Source organism: Allobosea sp., assembly GCF_035944895.1.
In the GTDB taxonomy this organism is placed as follows: domain Bacteria; phylum Pseudomonadota; class Alphaproteobacteria; order Rhizobiales; family Beijerinckiaceae; genus Allobosea.
In genome coordinates this window covers 1,038,502-1,059,574 of sequence record NZ_DASZAT010000005.1, presented here as the reverse complement: position 1 = coordinate 1,059,574, position 21,073 = coordinate 1,038,502, and the positions used below count along the sequence as shown (strand labels likewise).

Genomic DNA, 21,073 nt, shown 5'->3' with positions numbered 1-21,073 from the left:
GCTGTCGGGACTGCCACTGCGCAGGGTGAGCGAACGGCGTAAATTTTCGATTGCACTCGACGCATCCTGCACGCGCGGCGACTGGAGCTGAGATCAAGCGGCGGCGGCGAAACGGCCGATCCGCAGACCCGGAGGCGCGAACGTCATCAGCGCCGCATGTTCGAGCGGACGCGTCGCGACGACCGGATCGAGCGCGACGAGCTCGTCGTCGACATGGCCGGGATGGCACATCACCAGATGCGCCGGCCCCGGCCGGATGAGAAAACGCGCGAGGTCGGTCGCGAAATCGCGCTGGGGGTCGAAGGGCGAGAAGCCCGAGAAGCCGCGATTGGTCGGGATGCCGCGCCGGAGAGCGGCGCCGCGCAGGCCCATGGCGAGCCCGGCGACCGTCAGTGCCTTGCCGACAGCGACGCCGCGCGCCCGGATCGCCGCGATCGAGTCGCTGGGGTCGCGCAGATAGACCGAGCCAGCCGGATAGCGGGCCGCCACCGCATCGAGCACCTGATGGCGGATGCCGGGCAGGACATGAACATGCTGGTGGCCGTCGACGAAATCGGGCGCCCGGCCGAGATGCTGCTCGAAGGCGTCGAGCTGGCGAGCGATCTCGGCGGCGATCTCGGTGCGCGCCGCGGGGGAGCGCAGCGCCAGCGGCGCGAGCTCGCCGAGCTTCGGCAACGCGCCCGATGGCGCGACGGTCGGCATGGCCGAGAGCGGGGCGGCGCAAGTCAGGTTGAGGTGGAGGCCGAGATCGGCCCGGCCGGAGAAGGCCGCGAGCTCACCGGCCAGGCGCGGCCAATGCGGCCGGTTGGTCATCGCCCCGGTGGCCGAGAGCCTGCCGGCCGCCAGCAGTTCCAGGATCGAGCGGCTGACGCCCTCGGTCATGGCGAAATCATCGGCGCAAAGCACGAAGCTGCGGGTCATGCCGGCTGTTACCCCCTATTCATCAGCGCTGGTGTATGGAGCCTGCGGCTGGTTCCATGCATTCAGCCCTAGCCGAGCAATGAAGGTCCTGAAAGCCTTGTCCGCGATTGCGCCCAGCTCCGCCTCCAACGCGATGCCGACCCCGGCTCCGCGACCGGAACTCTCGATCGTGGTGCCGGTCTACAACGAGGCCGAGAATCTCGCGCCGCTGATCGCCCGGCTCGAGCCGATCCTCGATGCCCACGCCGCTTCCTGGGAGATCGTCTGCGTCGATGACGGCAGCCGCGACGGGACGCTGGCGGCGCTGCGTGCCCTCAATGCGCAGGACAGCCGGATCCACGCCATTTCCTTCAGCCGCAATTTCGGCAAGGAAGTCGCGATCGCCGCCGGGCTCGACCATGCCAGTGGCAATGCTGTGGTGATCATGGATGCCGACCTGCAGCATCCGCCGGAGGTGATCCCCGCCTTCCTGGCGAAATGGCGCGAGGGCTTCCTCAACGTCTACGGCCAGCGCACCGACCGCGAAGGCGAAAGCCCGCTGAAGCGCAATTTCGCCAAGGCCTTCTACAAGCTCTTCGCCAGCTTCGGCGAGACCGAGCTGCCGGAGGGCGCCGGCGATTTCCGCCTGCTCGACCGACGCGTGGTCGAGGCGCTGCGGGCCCTGCCCGAACGGGCGCGCTTCTCGAAAGGCCTCTATGCCTGGGTCGGCTTCCGAGCGACGGGTGTGCCCTTCGCAGTTGCCGACCGCGCTCATGGCGAGAGCAAGTTCCGCTTCCGCAAGCTGTTCAGCTTCGCTTTCGATGGAATTTCCTCCTTCTCGACCGTGCCGCTGAAGATTGCGACCTGGCTCGGCGTGCTGATCGCGATCGTGGCCACCCTGACCGGCCTGTATTTCATGGTCCGGACGCTGCTCTTCGGCACCGACCTGCCCGGCTTTCCCTCGCTGATCGTCTCGATCATGTTCTTCTCCGGCATCCAGCTGATCTCGCTTGGGATGATCGGCGAATATGTCGGGCGCATCTTCGCCGAGGTGAAGCGCCGGCCGCTTTACCTGGTCGGCGAGCGGGTCGGATTCGACAAGCAAGACAACGCCCATCCGCGCGGCAATGTGCTGCCGCCGGGGATCGGCTAGGCGCGACAGCGAGCCCGGTGCTGGACCATCTCCCGCGACGCAGCTATGCGGCTACCTGCAAAGGGGACTGCCGACCGTGGCGGGCCCGAGTGGCGCGATGCTGAGAAAAATCCTCTCCGTCAGCGGCTTCACGCTGCTCTCGCGGTTGTCCGGCTTCCTCCGCGACACCGTGCTGGCGGCAACGCTCGGCGTGAGCGGGCTGATGGACGCCTTCTCGGTCGCCCTGCGCCTGCCCAATCATTTCCGCGCGATCTTCGGCGAAGGCGCCTTCAACCAGGCCTATATCCCGGCCTATAGCCGCATCCGCGAGCAATCGGGCGAGGCCGCTGCGGCACAGTTCTCGAACCGCGTCTTCTCGCTCAACCTCCTCGTCCAGATTGTCCTGGCCGGGCTCGCCATCCCGTTCATGCCGGAGCTGGTGCGGCTGCTGGCGCCCGGCTTCGCTGGCGATCCCGTGCGCTTCGATCTCGCGGTGACGCTGACGCGGATCACCTTCCCCTATCTGCTCTTCGTCACGCTGGTGACGCTGCTCTCGGCCAACCTCAATGCCGTCGACCGCTTTGCGGCGGCAGCCGCCGCGCCGATCCTGCTGAATGTCTGCCTGATCGGGGCACTCTTCGTCGCCTTCCTGTTCCCGAGCGCGGCCCATGCCGCCGCCTGGGGCGTGGCCATAGCCGGCGTGCTGGAATGGCTGCTGCTCTGGATCGCGGCGCGGCAGGCAGGCGTCTCGGCGGCGCTGACCCGGCCGCGCCTCGATGGCGAGGTCAGGGGTTTCTTCAAGGCCTTCGGGCCGGCAGTGATCGGCTCGGCCGGCGTGCAGATCGCGCTCTTCGCCGACACGATCATCGCTTCGCTGCTGCCGGCCGGTGCCTATTCGGCGCTGTATTACGCCGAGCGCCTCTACCAGCTGCCGCTCGGTGTGATCGCGATCGGCGTCGGCACCGTGCTGCTGCCGACGATGAGCCGCGCCATCGCCAACGGCAACGAAGCCAAGGCGGAAGCGGCGCAGAACCGCGCGATCGCGCTGACCCTCGTCGCCGCTGCGCCCTTCGCCGCCGCCTTCCTCGCCATTCCCGAGCTGATCGTCGCGGCGCTGTTCGAGCGCGGCCGCTTCGACGATGCGGCGACACAGGCTGCCGGCGCCGTGTTGTTCGCCTATGCGATCGGCCTGCCGGCGATCGTGCTGATCCGCGCCCAGGTCTCGAGCTTCCAGGCGCGCGGCGACACGACCACGCCGATGCTGGTCTCGCTCGCCGCCATCGCCGCCAATGTCGGGCTGAAGCTCTTGCTCTGGCGCAGCCATGGTGCGCCGGGTCTCGCCTTCGCCACCGCTTGCGGCGCCTGGATCAATCTCGGCGCGCTCTACGGGCTGGCGCTGAAGCGCGGCTGGACCAATCCCGATCGCGCCCTGCCGCTGCTGATCGTGATCGTCGGCGTCGCTGCCGGTTTCGCCGCGCTCGTCGCGCGGCTGCTGGCCGAGCCGCTCTATGGATTGCTGATCAGGTTCCCCTACGAGCCGCGCCTGATCGCGCTCGCCATCCTCAGCCTCGCCGCCGCCGGCATCTATGGCGTGATCGCGCTTGGGGGATTGAGATCGGCAGGGCTCTGGCGGCTACTGCGCTAGCTCAGCCAGCGATCAGCCGGGCGCCAGACTTCAAGCGCTCAGCTGCCTCATCCACCATGCGCGCCACGATCTCGCCGGCGGCAGGAACGTCCGAGATCAGGCCCGCAGCCTCGCCGAAGACCACCGCCGCCTTATCGGGATCGCCGGCCATGAAAGCCTCGCGATAAGCCGGCGCCTCCGCTTCGATTGCGGCACGGAGCTCGGCCTCGCGGCCGCGCCACTTGGCGATGAAGGCGTTGTCGCTGACGCGGATGTCGAAGGGTTTCGGCCAGTCGAGCCGGCGGGCGATGTCGGGAAGCGCCGAGCGCACCGTCTGGTCGCCGCTCGCCGCCACCGCGACGGCATGATGGTTCGGATGGACCAGCGCCTCGCGGCTCGCCCAGAAGCGCGTGCCGACCAGGACGCCATCCGCTCCCAGCATCAGCGCCGCGGCGAGGCCACGTCCGTCGGCGATGCCACCGGCGGCGAGCAGAAGCGTGTCCGGGCTTTCACGCGCCAGCAGATCAGCAACCTCCGGCACGAGCGGGAGAGTGCCTCGGCTATGGCCATGGCCGCCGGCCTCGGCGCCCTGCGCCACGATGATCTCAGCGCCCGCCTCAAGCGCAGTCCGGACATGGGTAAGGTTCTGGCATTGGCAGATCAGCGGCACGCCGGCCGCGGCGATCTCGCCGGCGAAAGGCATGGGATCGCCGAAGGAAAGCATCAGCGCCGCCGGCCGATGCGCCAGCACCTCGCCGAGCAGATGCGGCTGCTTCGCCAGCGACCAGGTGATGAAGCCGCAGCCGGTGCGGGTATTGCCGGCAGCGGCATATTGCGTGGCGAGCCAGCCGCCATCGCCATAACCGCCCCCGATCAGGCCGAGGCCGCCGGCGCGCGTCACGGCGGCAGCAAGCGCCCCGCCGCCCGCCAGGGCCATCGGCGCCGAGAGGATCGGATGCTCGATCCCCAGGCGTTCGGTCAGCCGGGTGGCGAGCCGGGCCATCTGGCCTCAGGCGCCCTTGCTGTGGGCGAAGTCCATGTAGAGCTCGCGCGCCTTGCGGAACATCGGACCGGGCTGCAGCTCGCGATCATCGATCTTGTAGATCGGGATCACCTTCGAGTAGTTGCCGGTCGAGAAGATCTCGTCGGACTGCTCGAAGTCCTCATAGCGCAGGGTCGTCTCCTCGACGGTGACGCCAGCCTGGCGCAACAGGCCGATGGTGCGCTGGCGGGTGATGCCGTTCAGGAAGGTGCCGTTCGGGGCCGGCGTCTTCACCACGCCGTCCTTGGCGAGGAAGATGTTGGAGGTGCCGGTCTCCGCGACATTGCCGAGCATGTCGAGCACCAGCGCGTTGTCGAAGCCCCTGCCCTTCGCCTCGCGCAGGACGCGGGCATTGTTGGGATAGAGGCAGCCGGCCTTGGCGTCAGTCGGCGCGTTCTCGAGAGACGGGCGGCGGAAAGCGCCCTTGGTCACCGAGAAACCCTTGCCGGGGTCGCCCATCGCCGCCTCGAACAGGCAGAGCGCGAACTGGGTCGACTCGGGGTCACCGATGATGGTCGAGGGGCCATCGGCCTCGGCCCAGTACATCGGCTTGATGTACAGCGCGGCGCCGCCCGTGAATTTCTTCACGCCCTCGGCTGCCTTGGCGACGATTTCCTCGGCCGACATGGTCGGCTTCAGGCCGAGCGCCAGAGCGGAGCGGTTCACACGGGCGGCATGCCGGTCGAGATCCGGCGAAACGCCGTCGAAATGGCGGGCGCCGTCGAAGACCTGGGAGGCCTGCCAGGCGGCATGGGTGCGCGGCCCCATGATACCGGGATTGCCCTCGCGCCACTCGCCGTCGAACCAGGTCCATGTCTGCGAATACCAGGCCATCATGCGCTCCAATCGCCAGTGTTTCTGGCCGGCACCGTCTGCCGCAGGCAGGACGACGTCAACATGCCGGCCACATGCCGACGAACGATTGCTGTGATGGATGCGATCGTAGCCGGTGATGGATCGCGGCGGCAGGCGCAGCTTCGCTCACAGGCCTGCGCGATCGCGCCCAGGCCTCAAAAGCCCGCTGCCCGCATTAGCGAGACCACGACCATGCCGGTCACGAGCGCCAGCAGCTCGCTGCGCCTGATCACCATGCTCGCGATCGCCGCAAGCAAGGCGAGACCGGCAGCGAGGCCAAGCCGCTCGATCAGCGGCAGCACGGTCGCGACCACGATCGAGCCCGGCAAGGCCGCAAGCCCACGCCGCACGCGCGGCGTCAGCGGGATGAAGCTCATCAGCACGACGCCGGAGATGCGGCAGAGATAGGTCGCCAGCGCCATGCCGAGGATGGCGAGATAGGGGCCCCAGCTTCCGGGTTCAGGAGGGGTCATCGAGCAAGGCTCCCGCCACGGCGCCGGAGAGCGCGCCGACGATGATGAAGGCATAGCCGTCGACCAGCCGCGCGGTGATAAGCGCGACGATCCCGGCGATGATCCAGGGCAGCGCCGCGCGCTTGCCGCGCCAGAGGGGCACGATCATCGCCGCGAAGAAGATCGGCATGACCATGTCGATGCCGTATCTGCGGGGGTCGGCGACGAGGGTGCCGAGCAGGTAGCCCGGGATCGTCATGGCGACCCAGAGGACCCAGAGCGCGAGGCCCGCACCGAGCACGACACCGACGTCACGTCCGCCCTCGCCATGATAGCGCGTGCCGACCAGCCAGTTGGCATCGGTGAAGAAGGAGAGCTGGAAGGCGGTCACGAACCAGGGATAGCGCGAGAACCAGGGCTGGAGCGACGCAGCCTGCAGGATCGTGCGGGCATTGACCGTCGCCGTCACGAAGGCGAGTGCGACGATCGCGCCCCAGGTCCATTCCGGCCGCCAGAGCTCCATGGCGACGAGCTGCGAGACGCCGGCATAGACCAGCGCGCTCATCAGCACCGCCTCGAACAGGCTGAGGCCCTTGGCCGAGGCGGCGGCGCCGAAGGCGACGGCGAAGACGATCACGCCCGGCATCAGCACGGAAACGCGGCGCAGGCCGAGCCGCATGCCGGCAAGAGTGAGCTGGGCCGCGGGGTGTGGTTCGGATTTTGTTTCGGAAGGCATGTGTCCTCGAACCGGTTTCCCCATGTTGCGTCAACGCCTTGCAAGCTCCGGGCCTCCATGAGCGTGGCGCAGGGCTGGCCGGGCCGTCCGCTTCCGTGCTGGCGCGCGCTGCACTAGAACCGCGACATGCTCTGGCTCTCCTGCGTCGACGAGACCGCCCCTGCCCTGCCGGCCGCATGGCTGATCGCGACCGACGCGCAGCCCGCGAACCTGCCGGAGCGCTCGGCCTTGCGACGCTCTTTGGCGTGCAAGGTGCTGGCGCGGCAGTTCGGCCTGCCGGACGCTGCCGTCGAGATCGGGCATGAGCCGGCAGGCAGGCCGCTGATCCTCGCCCCGCAGGGCTCCGGCCTGCATCTGTCGCTGGCGACACGCTCGGGCCTCGTCGCGATCGCGCTGGCGCCTCGGCCTGTTGGTGTCGATGTCGAGCAGGTCGCCCCCGCCAGCGAGCCGCCGCTGGCCATGCTGCATCCCGAAGAGCGGCGCTGGCTGGCGAGCCTGCCCGCCTCGGCCCGCCCCGAGACCTTTGCCCAGCTCTGGAGCGCCAAGGAAGCCTATGTGAAGGCGCTCGGCATCGGCTTCGCCCGCGCGCCCGAGAGCTTCGCAGTCCGCCTCGATGGCGCCGGGCGTTTCGTTGTCGACGGCGCGCGAAACGGAGGCCCCGCGAGCGGTTTCGTCCGGCTCACGAAAAACGGCGGCCATGAGAGCATGGCCGCCGCATTCATTGTTCTCGATCAGGCCTGAGATATCAGCCCGGCTGGTCGACGGGCTTCTTCTTCAGGAGGTAGCCGACGACGACCACCACCAGCGCACCGAGCGTCGCCGCCGTATAGAACGGCACCTTGGCCGGCAGGAGGCCGATCGGGTTGACGTCCGAGACCGGCGTGCTCACCACCCAGTTCGGCATGTTCGCCTGCAGCCACTGCAGCACTGCCAGATCACCAAGCAGCATCTCGCCGGCGATCCAGCCGAGCAGCGCAGCGCCGAGCCAGATCAGGATCGGGAAGCGCTCGAGAACCGTGGAGAGCAGGCGGGCGCCGTAGACGATCAGCGGGATGGTCAGCAGCAGGCCGAAGATGAAGAGCTCGAAATGCCCCCGCGCTGCCGCAGCGATGGCGAGCACGTTGTCGAGGCTCATCACCGCATCGGCGATGGCGATGGTGCGGACCGCTTTCCAGAGATTGTCGCTGGCCGCGATGTCGCCATGCGCCTCCTCCTCGCCCTTGGCGAGCTTGATCGCGATCCAGAACAGCAGCAGCGCGCCGACGACCTTCAGGAAGGGCACGGCGAGCAGGTAGGTCACGACCACCGCGAAGATGATGCGCAGGCCGACGGCTGCGCCGGCGCCAAGCAGAATGCCGACCTTGCGCTGCTTCTCCGGCAGCGAGCGCACCGCCAGCGCGATGACGACCGCGTTGTCTCCGGAGAGCAGGAGGTCGATCCAGATGATCTGGAGCAACGATGTCCAGAAGGCGGAAGATGCGAAATCCATAGGTCGGTCGGCCCCTTGTTCTTAATGCGCCGGGTCTGGCCGGCGCTGCTTGAGGAAATAGCCGAGACCAAGCACCAGAAGGGCGCCCAGGATCGCGGCCGGATATTCGAGCTGATGGGTGAGCGTCTCGCCGAGTTTGCCGATCAGCCAGGGATCGGTCTCGAACATCTCGCCCGCGACCCAGCCGAGCAGGCCGGCGCCGGCCCAGACCAGGATCGGGAAGCGGGTCAGCAGCGAGGTGATCAGCGAAGCTCCGAGCACGATCAGCGGAATCGAGATGATCAGGCCGCCGACCAGCAGCGGGATCGAATCCTTGGCCACGGCCGCGATGGCGAGCACGTTGTCGAGGCTCATGACGATGTCGGCGATGGCGACGGTCTGCACCGCCTTCCAGAGCTTGCTGCTGGCGGCGACCGCATTCTCGTCGCTCTCGCCGTCTTCGATGATCAGCTTGACCGCGATCCAGACCAGCAGGATCGCGCCGACGATGTGCAGGAACGGCATGTTGAGGAGGGAGGCGATCAGCACGGTGAAGACGACGCGCAACAGCACGGCGACGCCCGCGCCGAGCGCGATGCCCTTGGCGCGCTGCTCGGGGGCCAGCGCCCGGCAGGCGAGCGCGATCACCACCGCATTGTCACCCGACAGCACGATGTTGAGCGCGATGATCTCGAAGAGCTTGCCCCAGAGTGTCGGGTCGAGCAGCGAAAACGTCAGATCGGGCACCTTGTTCCTCCTCCTTTAGTCTTACGTCTTTTCGGCGCCGACCACTGCTTGTGGTCAGCGCCAGCGTTATCGTCAAGCCAGCGCCTGCTCGATCGCCTTGCCGGCAGCCTCAGTCTTTAGGCTACCGCCGAGATCGCGCGTGCGGGTGCGTGCATCGCCGAGCGTGCGCTCGATCGCGGCTTCGATCGCCTTGGCGGCCTCATGCTCGCCGAGGTGATCCAGCATCATCGCCCCCGACCAGATTTGGCCGACCGGATTGGCGATGCCCTGCCCGGCGATGTCCGGGGCCGAGCCGTGCACCGGCTCGAACAGGGACGGGAATTCGCCGGTCGGGTTGATGTTGCCGGATGGCGCGATGCCGATCGTGCCGGTGCAGGCCGGGCCGAGGTCCGAGAGGATGTCGCCGAACAGGTTGGAGGCGACGACCACGTCGAAACGGTCGGGGTTGAGCACGAAATGCGCGGTCAGGATGTCGATATGGTACTGGTCGACCGCGACGTCGGGATAGTTCTTGGCCATCTCCTTCACCCGTTCGTCCCAGTACGGCATGGTGATCGAGATGCCGTTCGACTTGGTCGCCGAGGTCAGCTTCTTGCGCGGCCGGCGCTGGGCCAGCTCGAAGGCGTATTTGAGCACGCGATCGACGCCGACGCGGCTCATCACCGTCTCCTGGATGACGATCTCGCGCTCGGTGCCGCCATACATGCGCCCGCCGACCGAGGAGTACTCGCCCTCGGTGTTCTCACGCACGACGAAGAAGTCGATATCGCCGGGCTTGCGGCCGACCAGCGGGCCGGGCACGCCCGGCATCAGCCTGACGGGGCGCAGGTTGACGTACTGGTCGAACTCGCGCCGGAACAGCAGCAGCGAGCCCCAGAGCGAGATATGGTCAGGCACCTGGGCGGGCATGCCGACGGCGCCGAAGAAGATGGCGTCATGGCCGCCGATCTTCTCCTTCCAGTCGTCCGGCAGCATCTTGCCATGCTTGGCGTAGTAGTCGCAGGAGGAGAAATCGAACTCGTCGAGCTGGAGTTCGAAGCCGTACTTCTTCGCGGCAGCCTCGAGCACGCGCAGGCCCTCGGGCATGACTTCCTTGCCGATGCCGTCACCGGCGATGGCGGCGATGCGGTAGACGCGATTGGTGCGGCTCATGTGTTCTCTCCGAAGAAGGCCGAGAATTCGGCGGTGACGAGATCGGGGATCTCTTCCGCCAGATAATGCCCGCCCGGCAGGGCCCGGCCTTGGACGTTTTCCGCGCGCTCGCGCCAGAGCGCCAGCACATCGAAGCATTTTCCCACGGCGCCGCGATCGCCCCACAGCACCAGCAACGGGCAGGCGAGCTTCCTGCCGGCATCGGCATCGTCATGGGCGATATCGATCGTCGCGGCAGCGCGATAATCCTCGCAACTGGCATGAATCATCGCCGGATCGCGGAAACAACGTAGATATTCGTTCAGCGCCGCCGGCTCGAACAGCCGCATGTCGGAGGCGCGCCGGCTGGTCCAGTAGAACTCCGGATCGGCGCCGATCATCCGCTCGGGCATCGGCGCCGGCTGGATCAGGAAGAACCAGTGCCAATAAGCGCGGGCGAAGATGTCGCCGGTGTCGCGATACATCTCGCGCGTCGGCGCGATGTCGAGCGTCGCCAGTTTCAGCACGCGCTCGCTGTGGTCCAGTGCCAGCCGGTGCCCGACGCGGGCACCGCGATCATGCGAACCGACGAAGAAGCGCTCATGGCCGAGCGCGCTCATGACCTCGGCCATGTCCTGCGCCATGGCGCGCTTGGAGTAAGGTGCATGATCGGCCGTGCTCGCCGGCTTCCCGGAATCGCCGTAGCCGCGCAGGTCCGGGCAGACCAAAGTGAAGCGCTGCGCCAGCTGCGGCGCGACCCGCCGCCACATGATGTGGGTCTGGGGATAACCGTGCAGCAGGAGGAGCGGAGGGCCCTCCCCGCCGGTGCGGACGCGAATGCGCGCCCCTGACGTGGTGACGTCGAGCAGCCGGAAACCGGGAAACAGATCGTCCGCGACAGGGAGCTCGGTCAGCGACATCAGGCCTCTCGGATTGCAACAATCAGAGCCGATACCCGGATTTTCAAACGATTTCGTGCGCCGATTATTTCATAATTCTGGTCAATAACGGGAGCGAGGCTGAGCCCACTCAGCCGTCATTCTCAGGCGGAGCGAAGCGCAGACCCGAGAATCTCATAACAAAAAAGGCGCCGGTTGGCGCCTTTTCCGGCCTGAGATGGTCGGCTCAAGGCCGACCATGACGCCAAGTCCTACCCGCGCAGCACGGCGCCGTAGCGCTTGGCCATCTCGGCGACGATCTTTGCGGCAACGGCCTCGATCTCGGCGTCGGTCAGCGTCTTCTGCGTCGGCTGCAAGGTCACCGCCAGCGCGACCGACTTCTTGCCCGGCTCGACGCCCGTGCCCTCGTAGAGGTCGAAGACCCCGACATCGGACACCAATGCACGGTCGGCATTCTGGGCGCTCTTGGCCATCTCGCCGGCCGCCACCGCCTTGTCGACGATGAAGGCGAAGTCGCGCGTCACCGGCTGGAAGTCGGAGAGCGCCAGCTTCGGCTTGACCTTGGTCGGCTTGTATTTCGGCAGCGGCAGCGCATCGAGATGGATCTCGAAGGCGACCAGCGGACCCTTGACGTCGAGCGCTTTCAGCACGCGCGGATGCACTTCACCAAAGGCGCCGATCACGCCCTTGGGGCCGAATTGCAGCGTTGCCGAGCGGCCGGGATGGGCCCAGGCCGGACCGCCGGCGACGATCTGCAGGCCCCCCACGGGAACGCCGAGCCCGGAGAGCAGGCCGAGCACGTCGGCCTTGGCGTCGAAGGCATCGACGCTCTTGAGAGCGCCATCCCAGTGACGGCCAGCGCCTTCAAGCTTCGCCGTGCCGCGGCGCAGGCCGGCGGCGGCGATGAGCTGGCCTTCCGGCTCGTCGCTCTGGAAGATTTGTCCGACCTCGAACAGGGCGGCATCGCCGAACCCGCGATCGGCATTGGCCTGGCCCGCGCGGATCAGCCCCGGCAGCAAGGACGGCCGCATGTCGGAGAGATCCGCCGCAATCGGATTGGCGAGCACGAGCTTGCTCGAGCCGCCGCCGAAGAGCTTGGCCTGATCATGCGAGATGAACGACCAGGTCACCGCCTCGGTGAGCCCGCGGCTGGCGAGCAGGCGCTTGGCCGCGCGGGTGCGCTTCTGCAGCACGGTCAGGACCGGCTTGATCACCTCGCCCTTGATCCGCGGCAGCGGCGCCGGGGCAACGCGATCGAGCCCGGCGATGCGCAGGATCTCCTCGACCAGATCGGCCTTGCCTTCGACATCGGCGCGCCAGGACGGCGGCGCGACCTTGACGCGGTCGCCGGCGCCGGAGACGTGGAAGCCGAGCGAGGTCAGCGCCAGCTTCATCTCGACTTGAGGCAGATCGAGCCCCGTCAAGCGCTTGACCTCGGACCAGGGGAAGTCGATGGCGCGCGGGCTCTCGGGCAACTCGCCGGCAAAGACGACCTCGGACGGTTCGCCGCCGCAGAGCGAGATGACCATCTGCGTCGCCATGTCGAGGCCGGGCCGAGTGAAGTCCGGATCGATGCCGCGCTCGTTGCGATAGCGCGCGTCGGAGCTGATGCCGAGCGCACGGCCGGTGCGGGCGATGTTGAGCGTGTTCCAGACCGCGCTCTCGATCAGCACGTCGGTGGTGCTCTCGTCGCAGCCGGAATGCTCGCCGCCCATCACGCCGGCGATCGATTCGACGCCGTTATCGTCACAGATCGCAACCATCTCGGAGGTCAGCGCATAGGTCCGCCCGTCGAGCGCCAGCACCTCCTCGCCGTCCTTGGCGCGGCGCACGACGAGATCGCCCTTGACCTTGGCGGCATCGAAGACGTGCAGCGGCCGGTTGCGGTCGAAGGTCATGAAGTTGGTGATGTCGACCAGCGCGTTGATGGGGCGCAGGCCGATGGCGCGCAGGCGCGCCTGCAGCCATTCCGGCGACGGGCCGTTCTTGACGCCGCGCACCAGCCTGAGCGCGAAGACCGGGCAGAGATTGCGGTCTTCCTCGGCGAAATCGAGCTTGAGCGCGACCGGGCACGGGAAGGCGCCGCGCACCGGCTGGACCGGCGCGGTCTTGATCGTGCCGAGGCCGGCGGCGGCAAGGTCGCGGGCGATACCGGACACACCGAGCGCATCAGCGCGGTTCGGCGTCACCGCGATCTCGATCACGGCGTCGTCGAGGCCGGCATAGGTCGCGTAGGGCTGGCCGATCGGAGCATCCTGCGGCAGGTCGATGATGCCGTCATGATCCTCGGAGATCTGCAGCTCGGCAGCCGAGCAGAGCATGCCGTTCGACTCGACGCCGCGGATCACCCCCTTGCCGAGGGTGATGTCCTTGCCCGGGATATAGGTGCCCGGCGGCGAGAAGACGCTCTTCATGCCGGTACGGGCATTGGGCGCGCCGCAGACGACCTGGACCGGATCGCCCGAACCAGTGTCGACCATGCAGACGCGCAGCCGGTCGGCGTTCGGGTGCTGCTTCGCCTCGATGACATAGGCGATGGTGAAGGCGGCGAGCGCCTTGGCCTTGTCCTCGACGCCTTCGACCTCAAGACCGACACGCGTGAGCGTCTCGGTGATGGTGTCGAGCGTGTCGGTGGTGTCGAGATGCTCTTTGAGCCAGGAGAGGGTGAACTTCATGGTCTTCCGTCGCTACGCATATTGACCGCCGAGAGCGCCGGGACGGCTTGATTGAGCTCGTCCTCGCCATCGGCCTTGATCTTCATGGCATTGCCGCGCCAGCTGACTTCGCGCGCGACGAAGGCATAGGCCCAGATGCCGGGGAAAGCGAGATCGCGCGCCAGATAGGCCAGCGGCGTCCGCCAGTTGACGAACCAGCCGACGCTCTTGGCCAGCACGATCTCGCCGGCATACCAGAGCGCCAGCACGGCGAGCACGCCCTGCCAAGCGGACAAGCCGAAGGCCGGCGCACCGAAGGCGGCGAGCACGGCCGGTACCAGCGGCCCGACCAGGATCTCGGGCGCGAAGAAGGGCAGGAAGGTGACGCGGCGCAGGCGCGCCCAGCGGAACTGGCGCTGCACGACATCGCGCAGATTGCGCGGTCCGAGCGGCTGCTCGAAGGGCTGGCCGACGAGATGGACGTGGCAGCCGGCCTTGCGCACGAGCTTGGTCGCCGCCGCATCCTCGGCGATCTCGGCGGCGAGCGCGGCGATGCCGCCATTGGCGTCGAGAAAGGGCTTGTTCCAGAGCATCGACTTGCCCTGGGCGAAGCCGAAGCCAAGCGCCTCGCCGGCATATTGCCAGCGCGCCTGGAAGGTATTGAGGAAGGCGCACTCGACCTCGGCGCCGAAGCAGCCTGGCCGCGAGCCGGCCGGGGTCGAGCAGACGAGGCCGGTGTCTTCGCGCCAGGAGGCCATCAGCCGCTGAACATAGTCCTTCGGCATCAGGACGTTGGAATCGGCGAGGATCACCCAGTCATGGCGCGCCGCCTCCCAGCCCTTGACGCAGTTGTTGAGCTTGGGATTGGCGCTGACGGCGACGTCTCCGACGATCAGGCGGACGCGCTCGGCGCCATAGACCCCGATCAGTTCCTCGATCAGCGGCACGATCGGATCATGGCCGTTGGCGACGCAGAAGATCGTCTCGTACTGGGGATAGTCGAGTTCCAGCCCCGAGGTCAGCGTCTCCCGGCTGAAGGTCTCGATGCCGCAAACCGGACGCACGATCGTCACCGGCGGCGCCAGCTTCTGCAGCCGCGATGGCGCCTGCTTGCGGCGCAAGCGCACGAAGGCGACGGCCAAGCACAGCAGATTGGCGGCGACCATCAGCGCCGCGATCAGCCCAGCCCATTGCGCGCCGTTCATGCGTCTCCCCTTGCGGTGAGGTTTAAGAAGTCAGACCGCCGGTCAGGGTCGGCAGGTCGAGTGGGCGGAAGCCGTAATGCGACAGCCAGCGGATATCCGCCTCGAAGAACGGGCGCAGGTCCGGCATGCCGTATTTCAGCATGGCGATGCGGTCGATGCCCATGCCCCAGGCAAAGCCCTGGTAGACATCGGGGTCGAGCCCGCAGTTCCTGAGCACGTTCGGATGGACCATGCCGCAGCCGAGGATTTCGAGCCAATCCTCGCCCTCGCCGAAGCGGATCTCGCCGTCCTTGCGCGAGCACTGGATGTCGACCTCGGCCGACGGCTCGGTGAACGGGAAGAAGGACGGGCGGAAGCGCATCTTGACGCCGTCGACCTCGAAGAACGCCTTGCAGAACTCCTCCAGCACCCATTTCATGTGGCCGAAATGGGTCTTCTTGTCGATGACGAGGCCCTCGACCTGATGGAACATCGGCGTGTGGGTCTGGTCGGAGTCCATGCGATAGGTCCGGCCCGGGCAGATCACCCGGATCGGCGGCTCCTGCGACATCATCGTGCGCACCTGGACCGGCGAGGTATGGGTGCGCAGCAGCTTGCGCTCGCCATTGGCATCCGGCGCAAAGAAGAAGGTGTCGTGCATCTCGCGGGCGGGGTGACCGACCGGGAAGTTCAGCTTGGTGAAATTGAGGTCGTCGGTCTCGACGTCCGGGCCTTCGGCGACCGAGAAACCCATGTCGCCGAAGATCGCGGTGATCTCGTCGATGACCTGGCTGATCGGGTGAATGCGCCCGCGCGCTTCCGGCCCCTCGCGCACCGGCAGCGAGATGTCGAGCCGCTCGCTCGCCAGCCGCGCTTCCAGCGCCGCCTCGCCGAGCGCGTCCTTGCGGGCGGAGAGCGCCTGCTGGACGATGTCGCGCAGGCCGTTGATGCGCGGCCCCTGCTCCTTGCGCTCCTCCGGCGTCATCGTGCCGAGAGTCTTGAGCAGGCCCGAGACCGAGCCGGCCTTGCCGAGCGCCGCGATGCGCAGCTGTTCAAGCGCTGCCTCGTCGCCGGCCGCCTCGATCTCCCCGACCAGGGAATCGCGAAGGGTGTTGATGTCGTTCATGCCAATTCAGCCTGTTTGCGAGCCACCTTCTAGGGGGTCAGGCAAGCGGATGCCAGTCCAATCACGCTGGCAAAGCATCCCGTTCACGCAGTTCTCGACGCTGTCGCCACTCTAGCCACGGCTTCATGACAATCCCGTCGCAATCGTCCTTACCTTGGACGCGAGGGGCGACAGGAGTGGCTCGGCGCAGCTATGCAGTGCCGATGACGGAGACGACGAGCATGCCCGACAATACCGCCCAGAAGAATTCGCCCTCCTACCGGATCGCCGCACTCGACCAGGACTTCCTTCTCGGCGATTCGACACGCGGCGCGCGCTTCATGCTCGAATACCAGAAGGCCGAGGATGCCTTGCGCGCCCGCGGCATCGTCTCGACCATCGTCGTCTTCGGCTCGGCACGGGTGCGCGAGGGCAATCCCTGGTACGAGGCCGCGCGGCAGTTCGGCAGGATCGCCTCCGAGCGCGGCGGCGCGCTAGACGGCAAGGACGGCGGCAAGCGCCATGTCATCGCCACCGGCGGCGGGCCCGGCATCATGGAGGCGGCCAATCGCGGCGCCACCGAGGCCGGTGCGGTCTCGATCGGCCTCAACATCACCCTGCCGCACGAGCAGGAGCCGAACGCCTGGTCGACGCCGGACCTGACCTTCCGCTTCCACTATTTCGCGATGCGCAAGATGCACCTCGCCATGCGGGCGGCGGCGCTGGTGGTGTTTCCCGGCGGCTTCGGCACGCTCGACGAGCTCTTCGAGATCATGACGCTGGTGCAGACCGGCAAGATGCCGCCGGTGCCGATCGTGCTCTATGACAGCGCCTATTGGCAGGGGCTGATCAATCTCGAGCGGATGCGCGATGCCGGCTTCATCCGCCCGGAGGATCTCAAGCTGTTCTGCTATGCCGACAGCCCGGAAGAGGCCTATCAGCGCATCCTCGACGGCGCTGGCGAGAGCTGGACGCCGAAGGCGGTGGACAAGGTACAGACGTAGGCGGCCTCGCCCCTCCGCGTCATGGTCGGGCTTGTCCCGACCATCCACGCCTTTGCTTCATTGATAGAACGCGGTGTTCAAGACGTGGATGCTCGGCACAAGGCCGAGCATGACGGTGAGCCAAACAAAAAGGCCGGCGTTTCCGCCGGCCTTTCGTATTCCGATCGGGCAAGTCCGCTCAGGCGGCCTTGGCTTCCGCGCCCAGCGCGCCCTTGACCGTGTCGACCACCGCGGCGAAGGCAGCGGCGTCGTCGATGGCCATCGCCGACAGGGTCTTGCGGTCGAGCTCGAGGCCCGCCTTGACGAGACCGCCGATGAAGACCGAATAGGTCAGGCCGTGCTCGCGCACAGCAGCGTTCAGGCGCTGGATCCAGAGCGCACGGAAGGTGCGCTTCTTGTTCTTGCGGTCGCGATAGGCGTACTGCATCGACCGATCGACGGCCGCCTTGGCGGCGCGGATCGTGTTCTTGCGGCGGCCATAAAAGCCCTTCGCAGCCTTGAATGTCTTCTTGTGCTTGGCGTGGGACGTAACGCCCCGTTTCACGCGAGCCATGTTTGATCTCCGGGAAAGTTAGGGGACGTCAGCCGTTGGGGAGGAAGTACTTCTTCACGTTGGCGGCATCGCCTTCGAAAAGAACGTTCGTCCCACGGTGATTGCGGAGCTGCTTGTTGGTCCGCTTGATCATCCCGTGACGCTTGCCGGCCTGGGCGTAGAGCACCTTGCCGGTTCCGGTGACCTTGAACCGCTTCTTGGCGGCCGATTTAGTCTTCATCTTGGGCATTTCAGCTCCTCATAGGTCGCGAGCGCGAACAATGCGCCGCTTCGATTTTGCTTTGGGAAGCAAAGTACGACCGCCACGGCAGCCCTTATCAGCCGGGCGATCGAAGGTGGGGCCTATGACAGAAAAGCCTGTAGCTGGCAAGAGCCTGCAGTTCCGGGAAAAGCCGCCCTGGATGAGTGAACCCGGCGCCGGCCGCCTTCGCAGCCATTTGAAATTCGTCATATAACTGTAACGGTTTCCAACCATCGCAGCCGCATTCCCGCCGGAGACAATCACCGTGAAGACACCCCTCCTCAGCCTGGCTGCGGGCCTTGCGCTCGTGGCCGCCTCCGCCGTCTCCGCCTTCGCCCAGGGCGGCAGCCAGTCGACCCTCGACCGGATCAAGGCACGCGGCCATATCGTCTGCGGAACCAGCGAAGGCGTGCCGGGCTTCTCGCTGCAGGACAACAAGGGCGTCTGGAACGGCTTCGACACCGATGTCTGCCGCGCGCTCGCGGCCGCGATCTTCAACGACCAGGACAAGGCGCAATATCTGTCGCTGTCGAGCAAGAACCGCCTGGTTTCCTTGCAATCGGGCGAGATCGACGTGCTGGCGCGCACCACGACCTGGACGCTGAGCCGCGACATCGGCCAGGGCCTCAGCTTCACGGCGGTGAACTATTACGACGGCCAGGGCTTCATCCTGCGCAAGAAGCTCGGCGTGAACACGGTCAGGGAGCTGAACGGCGCCTCGGTCTGCGTCGCCCAGGGCACCACCACCGAGCTCAACCTCGCCGACTACGGCCGCACCAACAACATCAAGTTCGAGACCGTCGCCTTCGCCACATTGGAAGAGACGGTCGCCGCCTATGAAGCCGGGCGCTGCGATGCCTACACCACCGACCTCTCCTCGCTCGCCGGCACGCGCAACAAGCTGCAGAAGCCGGACGAGCACATCCTGCTGCAGGAGGTGATCTCCAAGGAGCCGCTCGGTCCCTGGGTCCGCAAGAACGACCAGGCCTGGTTCGACATCGTGCGCTGGACCGTGTTCGCGCTGATCAATGCCGAGGAGCTCGGCGTCACCCAGGCCAATGTCGAGGAGCTGGCGAAGACCTCGCAGAACCCGGAAGTGCGCCGCATGCTCGGCGCCGAGAGCAAGTTCGGCGAGTCGCTCGGCCTGACCAATGACTGGGTGGTGCGGATCGTCAAGGCAGTCGGCAATTACGGCGAGAGCTTCGAGCGGCATTTCGGCGCCCAGAGCCGCAACCCGCTGCCGCGCGGCGTCAACAAGCTCTGGTCGCAGGGCGGGCTGCAATACGCGCCGCCGATCCGCTGAGCCACCCTTAAACAGATCGGGCGGCCTCCTCCGGGAGGCCGCCCTTTTTCATGGGCCGGGGCTTCAGGCGCAGTTCGCCTTCAGCCCGCCCATCTCTTCACCGACAGCCCGGCGCGGCTCGGTGAGCAGGCAGTACCCGGCTGCGACGATCGCCAGCGCCGAGAAGCCGCCGGCGACCGAGACATAGAAGCCGCTGCGCGCGCCGTAGACGTCGATCAGCCAGCCCGACAAGGCCGAACCCAGCGCCATGCCGACGCCCATACCGGTCATCACCCAGGTGATGCCCTCGGTCAGCTTCGAGGGCGGCGCGTGCCGCTCGACCAGCGCCATCGCGACGATCACGGTCGGCGAGATCGAGGCACCGGCGATGAAGAGCACGACGCCCAGCATCCAGAGCGAGGACACGATCAGCAACGGCAGCGTCGTCGCCGCGGCAAGCACGATCGCGAGCAGCAACTGCGTCGTCAGAGGCAGGCGCAGGCGCAGCGCACCGAAGACGAGGCCGGTGATGAAGGAGCCGGCGGCATAGGCCGCGAGCGCGAGACTCGCCGCCGCCTTGTTGCCCTGCGCCTCGGCGAAGGCGACCGCCGTGACCTCGGCCGTGCCGAAGACCGCGCCGAGCGCGACCATCAGCAGCGCGATGATCTGCACCGGGACGAGCCGGATCGCCGAGCCACCGCTGTCGGCGCCCTGTGGATGCACCGGCGGCTCGGTTGCACGCTGCGCCACGAACAGGGCCATGCCGACGGCGAGCAGGATCGTCGCCGCGAGCGGCCCCGCTTCCGGGAACCAGACCACGCTGAGGCCGATCGCCAGCACCGGGCCGACCATGAAGACCATCTCGTCGACGACCGATTCGAAGGCGAAGGCGGTGCGCAGATGCGGCGTGTCGCGATAGATTTCGGTCCAGCGGGCACGCACCATCGCCATCATGCTCGGCTCCAGCCCGGCAAGGCCGGCGAATAGGAAGAGCACCCAGATCGGCGCCTCGAAGCGGGTCGCCAACATCAGGCCGATCAACGCGACGATGGTCGCGAGCGTTGCGGGGATCAGCACCCTGCTCTGGCCATGACGATCGACCAGCCGCGAGATCTGCGGCGCGATCAGCGCATTGGACAGCGCGAAGGTCGCGGCGACACCGCCGGCGAGCCAGTATTCGCCACGCGCCTGGGACAGCATGGTGACGATGCCGATAGTGACCATCGACAGCGGCAGACGGGCGACGAAGCCGGCCGCCGAGAAGCCGATCGTGCCGGGGGCCCGGAAAATCTCGCGATAGGGGTTAGGCATGGACGTCTCCGTCACATCGAATGCGTAATTGACATACGTTGCGTATGTGACATGAGTAATTACATACGAACCGTATGTCAATTCACATACGCACCGTATGCGAAAGGGATATGGACGATGCGCAAACCGCGCAGCCAGATGATCGCCGAGACGCGGACCAAGCTGATCGCCGCGGCGCGCGCCGCTTTCGGCACGGTCGGCTATGCGCAGACCTCGATGGATGATCTCACCGCTTCGGCCGGACTGACCCGCGGGGCGCTCTACCATCATTTCGGTGACAAGAAGGGCCTGCTGGTCGCGGTTATCGCTGAGATCGATGGCGAGATGAACGCGCATATGCAGGCGGTCTCGGCGAAGGCGTCCGATCCCTGGATCGGATTTCGCGACGAATGCACCGCCTATATCGAACTGGCGCTCGACCCCGAAATCCAGCGCATCATGCTGCGCGACGGCCCGGCCGTTCTCGGCGATCCCTGGGACTGGCCGACGCTGAGCGAGTGCATTCGCTCGATGACCGAGAGCCTGACGAAGCTGGCCGAGAGTGGTGTGATCACCGCTATCGACCCCGAAGCGGCTGCACGACTGATCGCGGGGGCGACGCAATATGCGGCGCAGTGGATCGCGAACGCGCCAGAGCCGGAAACGACCTCGCGCAAGGCGATCGACGCCTTCAACCTGATGCTGAACGGGCTGCTCGTGCGGAGCTGAACAAGGCTCGGCAGCGGATTTCGAATTACGCACCAATCTGAAACA

General features: G+C 66.9%; 21 protein-coding genes. 6 read left to right on the top strand and 15 right to left on the bottom strand.

The window, feature by feature from the left end; all coding sequences use genetic code 11:
- Positions 1-93 precede the first annotated feature (93 nt).
- Positions 94-921 (bottom strand): ChbG/HpnK family deacetylase, encoded by an 828-nt coding sequence (locus tag VGV58_RS07315; RefSeq protein WP_326873309.1) that lies wholly within the window; start codon positions 919-921, stop codon positions 94-96.
- A 133-nt stretch (positions 922-1,054) separates the two neighbouring features.
- Here VGV58_RS07315 and VGV58_RS07310 point away from each other — a divergent pair, with 133 nt between their 5' ends.
- Positions 1,055-2,053 (top strand): glycosyltransferase family 2 protein, encoded by a 999-nt coding sequence (locus VGV58_RS07310; RefSeq protein WP_326873588.1) that lies wholly within the window; start codon positions 1,055-1,057, stop codon positions 2,051-2,053.
- A gap of 97 nt (positions 2,054-2,150) precedes the next feature.
- A complete protein-coding gene (gene murJ, locus VGV58_RS07305; protein ID WP_326873308.1) occupies positions 2,151-3,677 on the top strand; it encodes a murein biosynthesis integral membrane protein MurJ in 1,527 nt (508 codons plus the stop codon).
- 1 nt (position 3,678) lies between these two features.
- Here the strand turns inward: murJ and VGV58_RS07300 are convergent, their stop codons facing one another.
- From VGV58_RS07300 to VGV58_RS07285, 4 genes are all read right to left on the bottom strand, one after another.
- Positions 3,679-4,659 carry an NAD(P)H-dependent flavin oxidoreductase gene (locus VGV58_RS07300; protein ID WP_326873307.1) on the bottom strand — a complete coding sequence of 327 codons (981 nt, stop codon included), beginning with the start codon at positions 4,657-4,659 and terminating at the stop codon, positions 3,679-3,681.
- Positions 4,660-4,665: 6 nt separating this feature from the next.
- Positions 4,666-5,532, bottom strand: coding sequence for a branched-chain amino acid aminotransferase (locus VGV58_RS07295; protein WP_326873306.1), 867 nt, complete (start codon positions 5,530-5,532; stop codon positions 4,666-4,668).
- Positions 5,533-5,708: 176 nt separating this feature from the next.
- The gene (locus tag VGV58_RS07290; protein ID WP_326873305.1) at positions 5,709-6,026 is read right to left on the bottom strand and encodes an AzlD family protein; all 318 of its coding nucleotides are present in this window, start codon (positions 6,024-6,026) and stop codon (positions 5,709-5,711) included.
- Complete coding sequence (locus tag VGV58_RS07285) at positions 6,013-6,741, bottom strand: AzlC family ABC transporter permease (protein WP_326873304.1); 729 nt, start codon at positions 6,739-6,741, stop codon at positions 6,013-6,015. Before VGV58_RS07285 ends, VGV58_RS07290 begins: the two co-directional genes overlap by 14 nt.
- 126 nt (positions 6,742-6,867) lie before the next feature.
- Here VGV58_RS07285 and VGV58_RS07280 point away from each other — a divergent pair, with 126 nt between their 5' ends.
- Positions 6,868-7,482: a 4'-phosphopantetheinyl transferase superfamily protein gene (locus VGV58_RS07280; RefSeq protein ID WP_326873303.1), complete on the top strand. Its 615-nt coding sequence runs from the start codon at positions 6,868-6,870 to the stop codon at positions 7,480-7,482.
- Between the two features lie 4 nt (positions 7,483-7,486).
- Here VGV58_RS07280 and VGV58_RS07275 read toward each other — a convergent pair whose 3' ends face one another.
- From VGV58_RS07275 to pheS, 7 genes are all read right to left on the bottom strand, one after another.
- The gene (locus VGV58_RS07275; RefSeq protein ID WP_326873301.1) at positions 7,487-8,230 is read right to left on the bottom strand and encodes a TerC family protein; all 744 of its coding nucleotides are present in this window, start codon (positions 8,228-8,230) and stop codon (positions 7,487-7,489) included.
- Between the two features lie 21 nt (positions 8,231-8,251).
- A complete protein-coding gene (locus tag VGV58_RS07270; RefSeq protein ID WP_326873300.1) occupies positions 8,252-8,956 on the bottom strand; it encodes a TerC family protein in 705 nt (234 codons plus the stop codon).
- A gap of 72 nt (positions 8,957-9,028) precedes the next feature.
- Positions 9,029-10,108 (bottom strand): tartrate dehydrogenase, encoded by a 1,080-nt coding sequence (locus tag VGV58_RS07265; RefSeq protein WP_326873299.1) that lies wholly within the window; start codon positions 10,106-10,108, stop codon positions 9,029-9,031.
- Entirely contained in the window at positions 10,105-11,007 is a 903-nt protein-coding gene (locus tag VGV58_RS07260) for an alpha/beta fold hydrolase (RefSeq protein WP_326873298.1), read from the bottom strand. The genes VGV58_RS07265 and VGV58_RS07260 overlap by 4 nt, the downstream gene beginning before the upstream one ends.
- Positions 11,008-11,237: 230 nt before the next feature.
- The gene (gene pheT / locus VGV58_RS07255) at positions 11,238-13,661 is read right to left on the bottom strand and encodes a phenylalanine--tRNA ligase subunit beta (RefSeq protein ID WP_326873297.1); all 2,424 of its coding nucleotides are present in this window, start codon (positions 13,659-13,661) and stop codon (positions 11,238-11,240) included.
- Complete coding sequence (locus VGV58_RS07250; RefSeq protein ID WP_326873296.1) at positions 13,658-14,845, bottom strand: glycosyltransferase; 1,188 nt, start codon at positions 14,843-14,845, stop codon at positions 13,658-13,660. Before VGV58_RS07250 ends, pheT begins: the two co-directional genes overlap by 4 nt.
- 22 nt (positions 14,846-14,867) lie before the next feature.
- The gene (gene pheS, locus VGV58_RS07245) at positions 14,868-15,950 is read right to left on the bottom strand and encodes a phenylalanine--tRNA ligase subunit alpha (protein ID WP_326873295.1); all 1,083 of its coding nucleotides are present in this window, start codon (positions 15,948-15,950) and stop codon (positions 14,868-14,870) included.
- 221 nt (positions 15,951-16,171) lie between these two features.
- Here pheS and VGV58_RS07240 point away from each other — a divergent pair, with 221 nt between their 5' ends.
- Positions 16,172-16,933 (top strand): LOG family protein, encoded by a 762-nt coding sequence (locus VGV58_RS07240; RefSeq protein WP_326873294.1) that lies wholly within the window; start codon positions 16,172-16,174, stop codon positions 16,931-16,933.
- 178 nt (positions 16,934-17,111) lie between these two features.
- Here VGV58_RS07240 and rplT read toward each other — a convergent pair whose 3' ends face one another.
- Both rplT and rpmI read right to left on the bottom strand, forming a co-directional pair.
- Positions 17,112-17,486: a 50S ribosomal protein L20 gene (gene rplT, locus VGV58_RS07235; protein ID WP_326873293.1), complete on the bottom strand. Its 375-nt coding sequence runs from the start codon at positions 17,484-17,486 to the stop codon at positions 17,112-17,114.
- 28 nt (positions 17,487-17,514) lie between these two features.
- Positions 17,515-17,715, bottom strand: a complete 201-nt coding sequence (gene rpmI / locus VGV58_RS07230) for a 50S ribosomal protein L35 (RefSeq protein ID WP_091831700.1) — start codon at positions 17,713-17,715, stop codon at positions 17,515-17,517.
- A gap of 277 nt (positions 17,716-17,992) precedes the next feature.
- On the opposite strand from rpmI, the gene VGV58_RS07225 reads away from it, so the two are divergent.
- Positions 17,993-19,030, top strand: a complete 1,038-nt coding sequence (locus VGV58_RS07225) for an amino acid ABC transporter substrate-binding protein (RefSeq protein WP_414643895.1) — start codon at positions 17,993-17,995, stop codon at positions 19,028-19,030.
- 63 nt (positions 19,031-19,093) lie between these two features.
- On the opposite strand, the gene VGV58_RS07220 is transcribed toward VGV58_RS07225, so the two are convergent.
- Complete coding sequence (locus tag VGV58_RS07220) at positions 19,094-20,320, bottom strand: MFS transporter (protein WP_326873291.1); 1,227 nt, start codon at positions 20,318-20,320, stop codon at positions 19,094-19,096.
- Between the two features lie 117 nt (positions 20,321-20,437).
- On the opposite strand from VGV58_RS07220, the gene VGV58_RS07215 reads away from it, so the two are divergent.
- Positions 20,438-21,028 (top strand): TetR/AcrR family transcriptional regulator, encoded by a 591-nt coding sequence (locus VGV58_RS07215; RefSeq protein ID WP_326873290.1) that lies wholly within the window; start codon positions 20,438-20,440, stop codon positions 21,026-21,028.
- The last annotated feature ends 45 nt before the right edge of the window (positions 21,029-21,073 follow it).